The following is a 15,256-nucleotide window of genomic DNA, read 5'->3' as shown; positions in this document are numbered from 1 at the left end:
AATAGTAAGATTCAATATGAAACGAAAATACAACTATTTTCTGTTATTGTGGGCACATTTTTTTGTATTCTCTGCAATGGCTCAAGATGTAACTTTCTATCAGCAGTTTAGCGGACGATATGATTTTACATTGATTGGAAATACGTTGAACACCGAAGAAAATAATCCAACTCAAATTTTTGATTTTTTAACTCAGTCTAGTGCTGAACTTAATTTAAGTCCGCAACAAACTGTTCTAAAAGCCTATCTCTACTGGGCAGGATCCGGAACAGGAGATTTTGACATTACACTAAATGGTACAGAAATTTCGGCAGAAAGAACCTTTAGCCACTCGCGTTTAATTTTTGGATTACCGTTTGACTTTTTTGCTGCATCTACTGATATTACTGAATTTATTCAACAAAATGGAAACGGCACTTACACCTTTGCTGATATAGAAATTTCTGAAGCTTTATTCCAACATTTTCCTTTTAGAACAAATTTTAGTGGTTGGGCAATTGTAATTATTTATGAAGATAATAGTCTTCCCATTAACCAAATTAATCTATATGATGGTTTGGAGGGTTTACCTACTCAAATTGATTTTGTGTTAGATAATTTATTAATTACCAACAACTTAAATTCTAAAATTGGTTTTTTAGCTTGGGAAGGCGATACGGCTCATCAAAACAATGAAAACATCAGAATTAATGGCAATATTGTGGAAGAATTGCCTTTGAATCCGATGAACAGAATTTTTAATAGCACCAATACAATTACAGGAAGCTCCGATTTGTATAATATGGACATTGATGTTTTTACTTTAGATGAATTTGTGAACATTGGTGATACTTCGGCAAATTTAAGAATTACTTCTGGTGGTGATTTTGTATTGATTAATACTGTTTTAACCAAATTTACTACCGAATCCATCGATGCTACCATTGAAATTGACTGGGTTCAAGTTGAATGTGATAATCGGAAAATTGAAATTGACTATGCTGTTTACAATTTATTATCCAATAACCCGCTACCAATTAATACACCTATTGCAATTTATGCAAATGGTATTTTGGTCGGTACAACGTTTACTACGATTGAAATTACTCAAAATCAAAGCGAATCAAATTCTATAATTATTCAGATTCCTGACACAATTCCTTCTCCCTTTGAACTGACTTTTTCTGTGGATGACGTTGGCGATGGAACCGGAATTATTATTGAAACAAACGAAGAAAACAATGATTTCACTGTTGATGTTAATTTGTCAATTTCAACTTCATTGCCACCCATTGAACCCTTTAAATCTTGCAATATTGGTTTTGGAAGAGGTTCATTTAATTTAGAAGAATTAGCCAATCAATTAGCAGAAATATATGAAGATGAAATTAGTTTTCACGAAAACCTTTCTGATGCACAACTGGCAATCAATTCAATTTCTATACTTTCAAATTATCAATCTGAAACACCTAAAAAACTGTATATCAGATTAGAAACAAATCCTTGTTCATCAATAACTTCAGTTGATTTAGAAGTGAGAAATTGTCCACCAATCGTATACAACTTCATTTCAGCAAACGAAGACGGTTTTAACGATTATTTTTTTATTGACGGTTTGCGAAACATTTTCTTGAACTTTCAAATTGAAATTTACAACCGTTGGGGACATTTAATTTGGAAAGGAAATCAAAACACCGAAGATTGGCGTGGCGAAGTTTCAGAAGAAGTAAAATGGAATGGTGATATTTCGGCAGACGGAACCTACTTTTATTTACTCTTTCTAAATGATCCGGATTATCCAAAACCGCTGCAGGGATTTTTGTATATCACTTATTAAATAAACTTTCAAAAAACATACTTTGTATTTCATCGAATCATCAAACAATTTCACATCGAAATAGTTCTCAAATAGTATCTTTGTAAAAAATTGCTGAAAACTTAATGATGAAACTAAACTTCAATTGTATTACGTTTCTATTGTTCTTTCTATTTTCTATCGCTTTAAGCGGACAGGAATTAAGTCTTTATCAGCAATTTAACGGTAGATTTGATTTTACTTTTATTGGAAATACTTTAAATACTCAGGAAAATTTGGGTATTTTAAATTCTCCTTGTATCATTAACACTTCCTCTTCTGCTCAATTAGAATTACAACCGGATGATACCTTGGAAAAAGCTTATTTATATTGGGCGGGCTCAGGTCCGGGTGATTTTAACGTTAAACTCAACAACATTGATATTGTTCCCGATCGAACTTTCAATTTAACGGAAACTTTTTCCGGTTTGATTTTTTTTAGTGCATTTAAAGACGTTACAGAACAAGTAATCTCTACCGGAAATGGAGAATACACACTTTCAGAATTAGATTTAAGCAATATTATCCCGAATTATTGCCCGAATGCTACCAATTTTGCCGGTTGGGCAATTATTGTAGTCTATCAAAATGATAACTTACCAATTAATCAACTCAATGTTTATGATGGATTGGATTATATTGGTGGAGGAAAATTAAGCCTAAGTTTTTCACTCAACAGTCTCAATGTAATTGATAATATTGGTGCAAGAATTGGCTTTGTGGCTTGGGAAGGCGACTCAAGTATTTCTGTAAACGAAACCCTTCGTATTAACGGAAACATTCTGAGCAATCCACCATTGAATCCGGCCAACAATGCTTTTAACGGAACAAACTCCATCACCGGCAGTAACGAATTGTTTAATATGGATTTGGATATTTATGAAATCCAAAATTTTATTCAACCCGGAGACCAATCGGCAGAAATTGCACTAACGTCCGGGCAGGATTTTGTGATGATTAATGCAGTTGTAACGAAGTTAAACAGTCAAGTTCCTGATGCTACTATTGTGATTGATGATTACATTCTAACTTGTGATTCCAGAGAAATTACAGTTGATTACACTGTTTACAATTTAGAATCAACGAATCCGCTTCCAGCCAATACTCCAATTGCCATTTATGCCAATGATAGTTTAATTGGAACAATCGCAACTATTGATGTTATTGAAGTTGGCGAAAGTGAATCCAATTCAATAATTCTTCAAATTCCGAATGAAATTCCAACCGTTTTTGAATTGACATTTTCTGTGGATGATATTGGAAATGGAACAGGAATTGTGAATGAAATTAATGAAAATAACAACACTGATGTGGAAGAGATTTCACTTTTGCTTTTACCTGAATTTACTATTTTAGAACCGATTTTTAGTTGTAATGAAGGTTTTAGTATCGGAACTTTCGATTTAACTTCAATTGAAAATTCACTGCTTATTGATTTTTCTAATACCATCACCATCCATGAAACTTTATCGGAAGCCGAGACAAATCAAAATTCAATAATAAACCTGAGTAATTATCAAGCAAATAGCGGAACTATTCTTTATATACGAATTGAAAACGAATTCTGTTTTAGCATTACAACTATTGAATTAAGAACAAAAAACTGTCCACCCACAGTTTATAATTTTATTTCGGCTAATGAAGACGGCTTTAACGATTTTTTCTTTATTGATGGTTTGCGAAACATTTTCTTAAACTTTCAAATTGAAATTTACAACCGCTGGGGACATTTAATTTGGAAAGGAAATCAAAACACCGAAGATTGGCGTGGCGAAGTGACCGAAGAAGTAAAATGGAATGGAGCTATTTCGGCAGACGGAACTTACTTTTATCTTTTGTTTTTGAACGATCCTGATTATCCAAAACCGTTACAAGGATTTCTCTATATTACACGTTAGGCCTTACCAACAGTTGGTAAATACCATTTGAATTTCACAGCCATTAAACGAATGGTGATAATGACTAACGAAGTGACTAAATACAAAATATCGTTATTCAAATTGAAATACTTTAATGCAAAAAACACCATTCCACCAATAATACAGATAGTGGCATAAATTTCTCTTCTAAAAATAATTGGGATTTCATTACACAAAATATCACGAATTACTCCACCAAAGCAAGCAGTCATCGTTCCCAAAGCGATACAAATAATGGGATGCAAGCCGATTTCAATTCCTTTTTCTAAACCAATTAATGTAAAAACACCTAAACCAATCGTATCAAACAGAAAAAGTGATTTTCGCAAGCGATCTAATTTTTTTCTGAAAATAAGTGCTAGGAAAAAACCGAGTGAAATCATATACACATAGGTCAAATCTTGCATCCAGCCCACTGGTGTTCGTCCAATGAGTACATCACGCAAGGTTCCGCCACCAACGGCTGTTACAAAAGCAATAATAAAAACCCCAAACGGATCGAGTTTTTTATTCAAAGCTGTTAAAACACCGGAAATTGCAAAAGCCATAGTTCCGATAACGTCGAGGAGATGAAACATTTTAATAATTCATTAGATTGGCTGCAAAGGTAGAAGTTCTTTTTATTTTTATATGTTTGTTGAAATAGGTGTTTTAATCTTTTTTATAAGGAAGCTCATTTTTAACAATTCTATCAAAATCACTCTCAAATAATCGATCTTGAATAATTCTATATTTTTCAAATTCGCTTTCTGCATGTGCTTTGGCTATTTCTGCTGTCACTTTTCCAGCATTTTGCAATATTTCTCTATCGGTAGCTTCTATAAATTTATTTAAACGACTTTCCCAATCTTCCATTGTCATAGGAATTTGTCTTAGTGCCATATCTTCTGCAATATCTAAATAAGCCGAAACCAAACGTTGTAATTGTTGTATTTCGTTTTCGGTTAAATAGTTTTTTGCTACTACTACATCAAATTTTTGAATTTTACCATTTGGTGCATCTTTCCAAGTGGTTAGACCCATATTTTCTTTGTTATGATTTGCTCTCTCCACAATTACTTCAGATGCAGTTTGTCCGTGAATTGCCCAATGTAATTTATTTTGTACTACGGCAAAAAATCGTTTGGTACTTGTTGCATTAACATCATAATCAATAGCAGTTACATAAATATCAGTTATTTTTTGATAGAATTTACGTTCGCTAATGCGAATTTCCCTTATTCGTTGTAGTTGTTCTTCAAAGTATTTTTTTCCAAGAATAGTACCGTCATTTTTGAGACGTTCATCATCCATAGCAAAACCCTTAATGGTAAACTCTTGTACTATTTGTGTTGCCCATTTACGAAATAGTACGGCTCGCTCAGAATTTACTTTGTAACCTACAGCTATTATTGCTGAAAGATTATAGTGTTGCGTAGTATAGTTTTTACCATCTTTGGCAGTTATTCGAAAATTTCGAATAACTGAGTTTTCGTCTAATTCATTATCTGAAAATATTTTTTTAAGATGATAATTGATGGTATGCGTTTCTACATTATAAAGTGTAGCCATCATTTTTTGTGATAGCCAAACGTTTTCATCAACATATATTGCATCAACACCTCCTTCTCCTGTTGCTGCAATAAATGTTAAATATTCAGCTGAAGAAGAACGAACAATTGATTTTTTTTCTTTACTATCTTTCTTTTTACTCATTTCACTTTCTTTTCTTGCGTGTTTTGGCTTATATAAATGTATGTTTCGTTGGCTATCACATATTCTGCGTGTAAAAACTATAATCTTTCAAAACAGTTTTAATAAAATCGGTGTCGTTTCCGGAAATATTTTTAACTCCGGTTACTTCTTCAATTTTTTTGCGAAGTTTAATTAACGTTGCAAAATCTCTTTTCACAATGGCTACGTTGAATGTTTCTTTGATAATGCGGGCATCGTTGTCGCTTAACTTAATAACCAACGGATAAGTTGGTACATAAGCAGTATCAATTTCTTCTAAAATAGTGTGATTTATACTGATGTCGTTTTTCAAACTAATCACAGCAGTTCCCGCAGTCATATCGCCCAATCGTTGCGTTTTTGAACTGGTAATCATAGCAATTAAACCTACAACTCCCCAACTCAAATTCACATCAATAATTCTAAACAACCATCGCATTAAATAATCGCCAAATGAAGCTTGATAACCATCAATTTTAACGACTTTCATTTGCAACAATCGTTTTCCAATGGTCTGACCTTCCAAAATACTTTCAAAAATCAATGAATAAAATATAACCGGCGAATATACCACAATAATTATGGCATAATAAGACCAATTATCTAAACCAAGCATCCGTTGATTTAATCCGAGATAATAAAAAAAGATACTCCATATCACAACTGAATAAGCTACTTTAACCAGTAAATCAAGCAAATAGCCCAACATTCTGTGACCAACAGAGGCTGCTGTAAAATTTATAGTAACATTTTGTGTAGTCGTAATAGATAATTCTGACATATTTTATATTTTAGCAAACCATGAGAGAAGTTGCATTCATAAAGCAAAATAAAGCAAAATGGCTTGAATTTGAACAAGCTATTTTTGGTAAAGCTAAGAAAAATCCCGATGAAATGGCTAGTTTATATATCCATTTGGTCAATGATTTGTCGTATGCTCAAACCTATTACCCTAAAAGTAAGACGGTTGTCTATCTCAATCACCTTGCTTCGCAAATTTATCAAAAGATTTATAAAACCAAGCGAACAGAGCAAAATAGAATTGTTTATTTTTTCTCTACCGAAGTACCGTTGATTGTTTATGAATACCGAAGGTACTTGGTTTATGCGTTTGTTTTATTCTTTTTATGTACTGGAATTGGCGTAATTTCCGCTAAATATGATGTTGATTTTGTTCGACTCATTCTTGGTGATAATTATGTTAATATGACCTTGGAAAATATTAAAAATGGAAATCCGGTAGCCGTTTACAAAAGCGGAAGTAACTGGGGAGGATTTATCGCCATTACGATGAATAACCTTTATGTAGGTGCACAATGTTTCATATGGGGCATATTTTTTGGCGTGGGCACTTTTTTTATTATGCTTCAAAATTGCATTATGCTTGGTTCGTTTCAATATTTTTTTTATCAAGAAGGCGTTTTTTGGGAAAGTGTTCGAGGAATCTGGATACATGGTTCTATGGAAATTTTTGCCATTGTAATCGAAACAGCTGCAGGATTTATTTTAGGAGCTTCAATCCTATTCCCAAAAACATATTCCCGAATAAATTCATTCAAGATTGGTTTCAAAAACGGATTAAAAATATTTTTAAGCACTATACCGTTTACTATTGCCGCTGGGTTTTTAGAAGGTTTTGTAACTCGTTATTCACTCGAAATGCCCAATTGGCTTAATGTGGTAATCATCTTAAGCACATTAAGTATCATTTCCTTTTATTTTTTAATTTTCCCGTTCATCGTTCATCGAAAAATGAAAACTTTTCAATTAAAACCTTAAAACTATGTTTCAACTTTTCAAAAAACGAAATTTTAGCGATTACATCAGCGACACGTTTACCTTTTTTAAAGTAACCGGAAAACATTTTTTTAAAAATTATTTTATCATTAACGGAACACTTTTAATTCTGTTGATGGTGCTCACCTATTTTGTCTTTAAAGTCTATTTTGAAATGATGTTTGCCAATATTGGTGTAGATGCTCCGAATTTTCTTGAAGATTATTTCAACAATAACATTGGTCTAATAATAGGTGTATTTCTAATGTTTTTCTTTTTACTTCTTTTTGTTTCTCTAATAAATTACTCCTTTCCTGTACTTTATATGAATTTATATGAAAAACATAAAGGTAGTAATTTTGAATCCAAAGAAATTGTAGCCGAATTAAAATCAAAATTTGGAAAAATTATTACATTTTTTTTAGTGATGATTCTTTTAAGCTTAACCGCCGGATTAATTATTATGGGATTATTGTTTGCGTTGATGTTTATTGTCATTGGTTTCTTTTTAGCTTTAATAGTATTTCCCGCAATGTTAGCCTTAGTTCAATTGAGTTTTTATGAATACATGAATGCTGAAATTGGTGTTTTTGATGCTTTAGGAAAAGGTTTTGAAAAACTAAAACAGAATTTTTGGCCAATTGTTGGTTCTACACTTGTGATGTATGTTATTATTTATATTGTTATGTTGATTTTTACAATGGTTCCTTATATAATTGGAGTTGCAAGTCTTTTTACTAACATAGAAAACCAAGGTTCACAAGAAGAAACATTATCTTTTGTTTCTATAATGATGGTTCTTTTTATGTGTCTATCAATATTATTTACCTATATTTTGAATAACTTATTATTAGTTAACAATGGAATAATTTATTACAGTTTAAGAGAACAAAACGAAAACAAAAACACATTGAGCGATATTGATTTGATTGGAACTGATAGTGAATAAAATCCTTTACATATTCTTTCTATTTACTTGCCTAAATTCATTTTCGCAAGATACGTTGACCTATGAAGAAATTACTGAAGAGAAGATAATTTTCACGGAAAAAGATATCAAATTAGATTCCTCAAACCTTGAAACCAGAACATTTGAAGAAAATTTTAAAGACAACTACCAAGACAGCGAATACATTTATGAACAAGCTGTAAAAGAATCCAATTGGTGGGATCGGTTTAAACAATGGTTAGCTGATTTTTTCAAAAGTCTTTTCAATTTAAGTAGCGACACCGTTTCCGGGAAAGTTGTCGACATTCTTATAAAATCGCTTGCCGTTATCCTAATTGTTTTTGTAATTTATTTGATTGTAAAAGCAATTATGAATGGCGAAGGACAATGGATTTTTGGAAAATCATCCGACAAAAAAGTAATTCATTATGAAGATATTGAGAAAAATATTCACTTAGTTGATTTTGAAAAACTGATCAAAGAAACCCTGAAATCAGGCGAACAACGGTTAAGCATTCGTTATTATTACTTATGGCTTTTGAAAAAAATGAGCGATAAAAATTTGATTGAATGGGATATTGAAAAAACAAATTCAGACTATTTGTATGAAATAAAAGAGCAAACATTAAAATCTGATTTTGAATATGCTTCCTATTTGTACAACTATATTTGGTATGGCGAATTTGAATTAGACGAAACAACCTTTGAAAAAGCAAAAGCCGCTTTTGAAAAAATTATCAAATCCATCTAATGAGTAGAACGATAAAAATATATATTGTTTTTTTAGTGGCAATGATGGCATTGATTGTTGTGGTGGATGCCAATCGTCCGCGACCTATTAATTGGATGCCAAGTTTTGATATTAAATCGAAAATTCCATTTGGTTTAAAGGTTTTTCAAGAAGAAAATGACAACTATTTCAAAGGCGATTCAATTGCTGAAATTCGTGTCACTCCTTATGAGTTTTTTGATGCCTATTATGATTTTGACACCTTAGTAAACACCTACACCATCAAAGGAACTTTTCTGTCTATTGATAATTATTATAATATAGACGAATCGTCAACCGATGAAATTTTATACTTTGTATCGCATGGAAATGATGCTTTTTTGAGCATGAGTTCGTTTTCTCAAAAACTTAAGGATTCATTAAAATTTGAAATTCAAAATCATTATTTCAAAGATCGAATTGAGGCATCTTTAGCCAACAAAAAATTAGATGACAAAGAATATCAAATGAAAATGGGTGTTTCCGGCTATCATTTCTCCACTTTCGATACATTAAAAACTACTGTTTTAGGTTATCAAAAAACCAACGATTCCACGTATGTAAATTTTGTAAAAATTCCGCATGGAAAAGGTAATTTTTATTTGCATACGCAACCTTTCGCCTTCACAAACTATTATTTGCTAAAAGACCGAAATTATCAATATGCAGAAAAAGTGTTGTCCTATATTCCAAAAGGAAATGTTTTTTGGTATCCAAACAAAACCTATAATAGTTCTGTTTCCGATTCGCCTATGCGATTTATTTTGAGCAATGAAGGACTAAAATGGGCGTGGTATTTATTTTTAATCGGAATGATTATCTTTATGATTTTTAATGCCAAACGAAAACAACGCATCATTCCCATCATAAAACCATTAGAAAATACAACGGTCGATTTTACCAAAACCATCGGAAATTTATATTTTCAAGAAGGAAATCACGACACCATCATGGAAAAGAAAATTATCTATTTCCTTGAAAAAATTCGACAAGATTATTTAATTGACACACAGAATTTAGACGAAGATTTTATCAAAAAAGTACATCAAAAAACAGGAAAAGATATCACTATTATTGAAAAAGCGGTTTTGCTCATCAAACGACAACGAAAAACATTTAAAAGCACCGAAGCCGATTTGATTGAGTTGAATGGAGTGCTTGAAAAAATTTTAGATAATAAAAAATAAAGTAAAAAAAATATAGATATATGGAAGAAAACCTAATCCCATCCCAACAAGACGACACCGTCAACTTTGAATCTCGCATCGACCTCAAACCCTTGCAAGAAAGCATTCAAGCCATCAAACAAGAACTTAACACCGTGATTGTTGGTCAACACAAAATGATTGATCAATTGTTGGTTGCAATCCTTTCAAATGGACATGTGCTCTTGGAAGGTGTTCCCGGTGTGGCCAAAACTATTACCGCCAAATTGTTAGCCAAAACATTGAGCATTGGCTTTAGCCGAATTCAATTTACACCCGATTTGATGCCATCAGATATTTTAGGAACTTCTGTTTTTGACTTAAAAAAATCTGAATTTGAATTTAAAAAAGGCCCAATTTTTTCAAACCTTATTTTAATTGATGAAATCAATCGTGCTCCTGCCAAAACACAAGCCGCTTTGTTTGAAGTAATGGAAGAACGTCAAATCACCATCGACGGAACCACTTATGCAATGACCGCTCCTTTCTTAGTAATTGCAACCCAAAACCCAATTGAGCAAGAGGGAACGTACCGCTTACCGGAAGCTCAACTCGACCGATTTCTGTTTAAAATCAACATAGATTATCCAAAATTGGAAGAAGAAATCAACATTCTTCAAAAAGAACATGCGTTATTGAGCGAAAATAAATTAGGTAATATCAAAACCTTACTAACAGCGGAAGATATTCAAAAATTTCAAGTCTTAGTGAAACAAGTTATTGTAGAACCTAACTTGTTGGAATACATTGCAAAACTAGTTGTAAACACAAGAGAAAATGGCTTTTTATATTTAGGAGCTTCTCCTCGGGCATCGATTGCAATTTTGAATGCTTCTAAAGGATTTGCGGCTCTTCGCGGACGTGATTTTGTAACTCCCGAAGATATTAAAGAAGCAGCTATTCCTGTTTTGCAACATCGGGTAATTGTTACACCGGAACGCGAAATGGAAGGCATTACCAGCAAAGAAATCATTCAACAAATCATTGAATCTATCGAGATTCCGAGATAATTTTTACCATTTTGAAAAAAGGTTTTAAACAACTTTATATCAACAATTTCTTTTTCTACTTGCTGGGAGGCATCGTGGCAGTATTTATTGTGAGTTTCTTTTTTCCCGTATTTTACAATGTCGCTTGGTATTTTCTGATTATAACATTATCCTTTTTTGTGTTGGATATCATCATTCTTTTTAAGGCCAAAACCGGAATTGAAGCCACCCGAATTGCTCCGGAAAAATTATCGAACGGTGATGAAAATCCCATCAGCATTTCCATTCGGAATTATTACACGTTTGCAGTTTTTTCAATGATAATTGATGAAATTCCGTTTCAATTTCAAGTGCGAAATTTTGATATTAAACGAAAAATAAAAGCTTCTTCACAAGATGACATTCAGTATTTCCTTCGTCCGGTTGAACGAGGAGAATATGTGTTTGGCAACTTGAATGTCTATATTTCTTCGCCTTTGCGAATAATTTCTCGCCGATTTAAGTTCAATAAAGACCAGATGGTGCCCACTTATCCATCCTACATTCAGTTACGAAAATATGATTTGATGGCTTTTTCTAACAATTTGTTTCAATACGGTGTGAAGAAAATCCGCCGAATTGGTCATACGATGGAATTTGAACAAATCAAAGAATACATTCAAGGCGATGACATCCGAACATTGAATTGGAAAGCTACGGCCAAGAAAAACAGTTTGATGGTCAACCAATTTCAAGACGAAAAATCACAATCCGTTTACATGATTATCGATAAAGGTCGTGCGATGAAAATGCCGTTTAATGGACTGAGTTTACTGGATTATGCAATCAATGCTACGCTGGTTTTATCCAATGTAATTCTCAAAAAACACGATAAAGCCGGCATGTTTACGTTCTCCAAAAAAGTAGAGAACAGAGTCGTTGCCGAAAAACGTTCATCGCAAATGCAATTGATTATGGAATGTTTATACAACATCAAAACCGACTTTTTCGAGAGCGATTTCAGTCGATTATATACCGATGTAAAGAAAAACATCAACCAACGAAGTTTACTTTTACTCTACACCAATTTTGAAACGTTGGATGGTTTGCATCGCCAACTTCCTTATTTAAAAGGAATTGCAAAAAATCACTTGCTCGTGGTTGTCTTTTTTCAAAATACGGAACTCAACGACCTCATCCACAAAAAAGCCGAAACTGTTCAAGAAGTTTACGACAAAGTTATCGCCGAAAAATTCATGTTTGAAAAACGTTTAATCGTCAACGAACTCAAAAAATACGGCATTTATTCCGTCCTCACCCAACCGGAAAACCTGACTTTAGATACAATTAATAAATATTTGGAGATAAAGGCAAGAGGAATTTTGTAACTGTTGTGGCTATTAAAGCAAATTTTTATGATTGATAAAAACAAATATAACTTTAAATGGGGAAACAATTTATTAGATATTAATACTTTGAGTCCTGATAGCAGTTTTTATTATCAAATAAAAGTACCTTTTGATTATTATTGGAGCCTATTTTTGACTAAAATTTCATTTCTTGATGAAAATAAAAACATCATATATTACAATAAAAATGCATTTGTTAGTCCCTTAAATTCCATTAATGAAAATATTCTAAAGTATGTTATGTTTTCCAATGATGGACAGTTTGCTTATTTCTTAGAAAGAACCAAATTAAATAATTTAAGCCACATACTTTTAGATTTAAAAAACCTCAAGTTTAAAAAAGTAGAATGGAATTCCGAAAAAAATTCATCAAAATTAAATTGTGATGAAAACGGATTTGAAGTTGAAAACCTTTTCCTATTTGATAAAACGAACTGGCTTCCAACACTGAAAGACAAACGAAAAGAAAGAAATTTTTTTGGATTTAAATTATGGAATCCTAAAATTTAAAAGTTTTTGATGTATTGCAAATTTGTAATGTACAATAAACCGCAAAGTTCGCTAAGATTTACGCAAAGAGCAAAAAGAAAAAGCAAATCATTGAGGTAAAAGAAACTTAAAAACAATTTTTAGCGAACTTTGTGAAATACTTTGCGAACTTTGCGGTTAAATAAAAAACATAATCTTACTTGAAAACAATCACTTCCGCACAAAACCCATTCATCAAATCACTCGTTCAATTGCAGGAAAAAGCTAAAACCCGCAAACAAACCGGCACATTTTTAATGGAAGGCAAACGCGAAATTGAATTGGCCGTAAAAGGTGGTTATCAATTAGAAACAATTTTATTCTTACCTGAATTGATTTCTGAAAAAGACCTAAAAAAATTCGCTGTTTCAGATTGCATTGAAATTTCAAAAGAAGTCTATCAAAAGTTAGCTTACCGAGACACAACCGAAGGAATTCTAGCCATCGCCAAATCAAAATCGCATCAATTATCAGATTTAAAACTATCTGAAAACCCACTAATTTTAGTTGCAGAAGGAATCGAAAAACCAGGAAATATCGGAGCTTTATTACGAACTGCCGATGCGGCTAACATTGATGCTGTGATTATTGCCAACCCAAAAAGTGATTTATACAACCCAAATGTCGTTCGCTCAAGCGTTGGTTGTTTGTTTACCAATCAAATTGCAATTGGCACGACCGAAGAAGTGATTGCTTACTTAAAAAAGAATAGCATAGCTATTTATTCGGCTACGCTTCAAAACTCGAATTCCTATCATACAGAAAATTACACTGCTCCTACCGCTTTGGTCGTTGGTACAGAAGCAACCGGCTTAACTGAACAATGGCGAACAGAAAGCAAACAAAACATCATCATCCCAATGCAAGGTGAAATTGATTCAATGAATGTTTCTGTGGCAGCGGCTATTTTGTTGTTTGAAGCGAAAAGGCAGAGAGGGTTTTAGACTTTTATTCGTAAAAATATACAATTTAAAACTTTGGTACGAAGCTCTTAAATTTTTTAAAACTCCATGTTGTTGTATAAATAAATTCCAATTTATAACTTTCTGATTCATATAATCTTACGAAATTCAATTCCAATTTTGGGAGAGTATAGACTTTGCTGTAATAAAATACGATATGTCTATTTTTTGGAGACAAACTACCATCATGAGTATTTTCTTCGCTATTTTTAAAAGAATCTATTTTAAATAATTCTACTAATTTATTATACTCCTTTTCAGAATCTTTTAATGCATTGGCACCTTTAAAAAATATAGTCATATAAATTAAATACTGACCCGTTTGATTATAATGTTTTTCATCATAGAGATAGGTAACATTATAAGTTCCCTTCTCAAAAGCTGATTTAATCATTGGATGTTGATTAAAAGAAGAAATATTTTTTTCTACAGCAGGTTCATAATCATAATTCTTTTCAGGCGAGTAATCAAATAAAGCTCTATCTGTCTTTTTTTCAATTTGCTTTGGTTTGTTAGTAAAATCATATTCTAAAAATAACTTGCTCAAATTATCATAAGGACTATTACTTGTCTGAGAATTTATATCTGTATAAATCAATAGAAAGAGCAATAATATTAAAAATTTCATATTAAATCACTTTTTTAAAATTTAGATCATCAACCAATTCTTTGAGCTCAAATTCAGGCATCTTCACTACACATTCAATAGAATTATCATCCTTATTTATAACTAAAACTCCAATTTTATCCGATTCGTATCCAACTGGTTGAATAAAATATTCGAAATTTTCTCCTTGAATTGACTTCACTGCATCTTTAAACCAGCCATAATCTGCGATATAAGTAATATTTTCCTTTTGAAAAGTAATAATTTCTTTCCCTAAAGTGTTCCACAATGAAACGCGTAGCATATAAAAACCAACAAATCCAAAAAAGAAAAGAAATAAAACATATTTAATATGAAATTCCTCTCTTGCAATAAGTAAATAAGAAATAGTTAGTATAGGAAAGAAAAAGCATAAAAAGGTAACAACATATAACGTTAATCTAATTATAAATGGTGATTTTTTTACTTTTAAAACTAACTGATTTTCAATAAATTCAAATTGTTTCATCGTTTAATTAAATTTAATATTCAAAAATAACTATTTTAACAATCCTAAAATCAAAATTAAAAACAGTTTAAACATTATTATTTCATTAAATAATGTCCCTTTTCCACTT

The 15,256-nt window shown here is 31.9% G+C and carries 15 protein-coding genes; 10 read left to right on the top strand and 5 right to left on the bottom strand.

The genetic code is table 11. The features are described 5' to 3' along the window. Positions 1-16 precede the first annotated feature (16 nt). A complete protein-coding gene (locus M0M57_RS13025) occupies positions 17-1,816 on the top strand; it encodes a gliding motility-associated C-terminal domain-containing protein (RefSeq protein ID WP_248433462.1) in 1,800 nt (599 codons plus the stop codon). Positions 1,817-1,920: 104 nt separating this feature from the next. Beyond that, entirely contained in the window at positions 1,921-3,732 is a 1,812-nt protein-coding gene (locus M0M57_RS13020; protein ID WP_248433461.1) for a gliding motility-associated C-terminal domain-containing protein, read from the top strand. Here the strand turns inward: M0M57_RS13020 and M0M57_RS13015 are convergent. From M0M57_RS13015 to M0M57_RS13005, 3 genes are all read right to left on the bottom strand, one after another. After that, positions 3,729-4,331 (bottom strand): trimeric intracellular cation channel family protein, encoded by a 603-nt coding sequence (locus M0M57_RS13015; protein ID WP_248433460.1) that lies wholly within the window; start codon positions 4,329-4,331, stop codon positions 3,729-3,731. The genes M0M57_RS13020 and M0M57_RS13015 overlap by 4 nt on opposite strands. Positions 4,332-4,404: 73 nt before the next feature. After that, positions 4,405-5,448, bottom strand: a complete 1,044-nt coding sequence (locus tag M0M57_RS13010) for a virulence RhuM family protein (protein WP_248433459.1) — start codon at positions 5,446-5,448, stop codon at positions 4,405-4,407. Between the two features lie 55 nt (positions 5,449-5,503). Next, complete coding sequence (locus M0M57_RS13005) at positions 5,504-6,247, bottom strand: RDD family protein (protein ID WP_248433458.1); 744 nt, start codon at positions 6,245-6,247, stop codon at positions 5,504-5,506. A gap of 20 nt (positions 6,248-6,267) precedes the next feature. Here M0M57_RS13005 and M0M57_RS13000 point away from each other — a divergent pair, with 20 nt between their 5' ends. The 8 genes from M0M57_RS13000 to M0M57_RS12965 all read left to right on the top strand — a co-directional run bounded on the left by M0M57_RS13000 (position 6,268) and on the right by M0M57_RS12965 (position 14,014). Next, the gene (locus M0M57_RS13000; RefSeq protein WP_248433457.1) at positions 6,268-7,245 is read left to right on the top strand and encodes a stage II sporulation protein M; all 978 of its coding nucleotides are present in this window, start codon (positions 6,268-6,270) and stop codon (positions 7,243-7,245) included. A gap of 4 nt (positions 7,246-7,249) precedes the next feature. Continuing rightward, positions 7,250-8,191, top strand: coding sequence for a hypothetical protein (locus tag M0M57_RS12995; RefSeq protein ID WP_248433456.1), 942 nt, complete (start codon positions 7,250-7,252; stop codon positions 8,189-8,191). Further along, positions 8,184-8,942 carry a DUF4129 domain-containing protein gene (locus M0M57_RS12990; protein WP_248433455.1) on the top strand — a complete coding sequence of 253 codons (759 nt, stop codon included), beginning with the start codon at positions 8,184-8,186 and terminating at the stop codon, positions 8,940-8,942. Before M0M57_RS12995 ends, M0M57_RS12990 begins: the two co-directional genes overlap by 8 nt. After that, positions 8,942-10,147, top strand: coding sequence for a DUF4350 domain-containing protein (locus M0M57_RS12985; RefSeq protein WP_248433454.1), 1,206 nt, complete (start codon positions 8,942-8,944; stop codon positions 10,145-10,147). Before M0M57_RS12990 ends, M0M57_RS12985 begins: the two co-directional genes overlap by 1 nt. Before the next feature lie 20 nt (positions 10,148-10,167). Further along, positions 10,168-11,175 (top strand): AAA family ATPase, encoded by a 1,008-nt coding sequence (locus M0M57_RS12980; protein ID WP_248433453.1) that lies wholly within the window; start codon positions 10,168-10,170, stop codon positions 11,173-11,175. Positions 11,176-11,186: 11 nt separating this feature from the next. Then, the gene (locus M0M57_RS12975) at positions 11,187-12,521 is read left to right on the top strand and encodes a DUF58 domain-containing protein (RefSeq protein WP_248433452.1); all 1,335 of its coding nucleotides are present in this window, start codon (positions 11,187-11,189) and stop codon (positions 12,519-12,521) included. 27 nt (positions 12,522-12,548) lie between these two features. Then, a complete protein-coding gene (locus tag M0M57_RS12970; protein WP_248433451.1) occupies positions 12,549-13,052 on the top strand; it encodes a hypothetical protein in 504 nt (167 codons plus the stop codon). A 179-nt stretch (positions 13,053-13,231) separates the two neighbouring features. Further along, positions 13,232-14,014, top strand: a complete 783-nt coding sequence (locus M0M57_RS12965; RefSeq protein ID WP_248433450.1) for a TrmH family RNA methyltransferase — start codon at positions 13,232-13,234, stop codon at positions 14,012-14,014. 25 nt (positions 14,015-14,039) lie between these two features. On the opposite strand, the gene M0M57_RS12960 is transcribed toward M0M57_RS12965, so the two are convergent. Both M0M57_RS12960 and M0M57_RS12955 read right to left on the bottom strand, forming a co-directional pair. Further along, complete coding sequence (locus tag M0M57_RS12960; RefSeq protein WP_248433449.1) at positions 14,040-14,660, bottom strand: hypothetical protein; 621 nt, start codon at positions 14,658-14,660, stop codon at positions 14,040-14,042. Position 14,661: 1 nt separating this feature from the next. Then, positions 14,662-15,147 carry an acylphosphatase gene (locus M0M57_RS12955; RefSeq protein ID WP_248433448.1) on the bottom strand — a complete coding sequence of 162 codons (486 nt, stop codon included), beginning with the start codon at positions 15,145-15,147 and terminating at the stop codon, positions 14,662-14,664. Positions 15,148-15,256: the final 109 nt, after the last annotated feature.

The organism is Flavobacterium azooxidireducens (genome assembly GCF_023195775.1).
Taxonomy (GTDB): Bacteria; Bacteroidota; Bacteroidia; order Flavobacteriales; family Flavobacteriaceae; genus Flavobacterium; species Flavobacterium azooxidireducens.
Note: the sequence above shows the minus strand (reverse complement) of the source record. Positions and strands in the feature narration are given on the sequence as shown.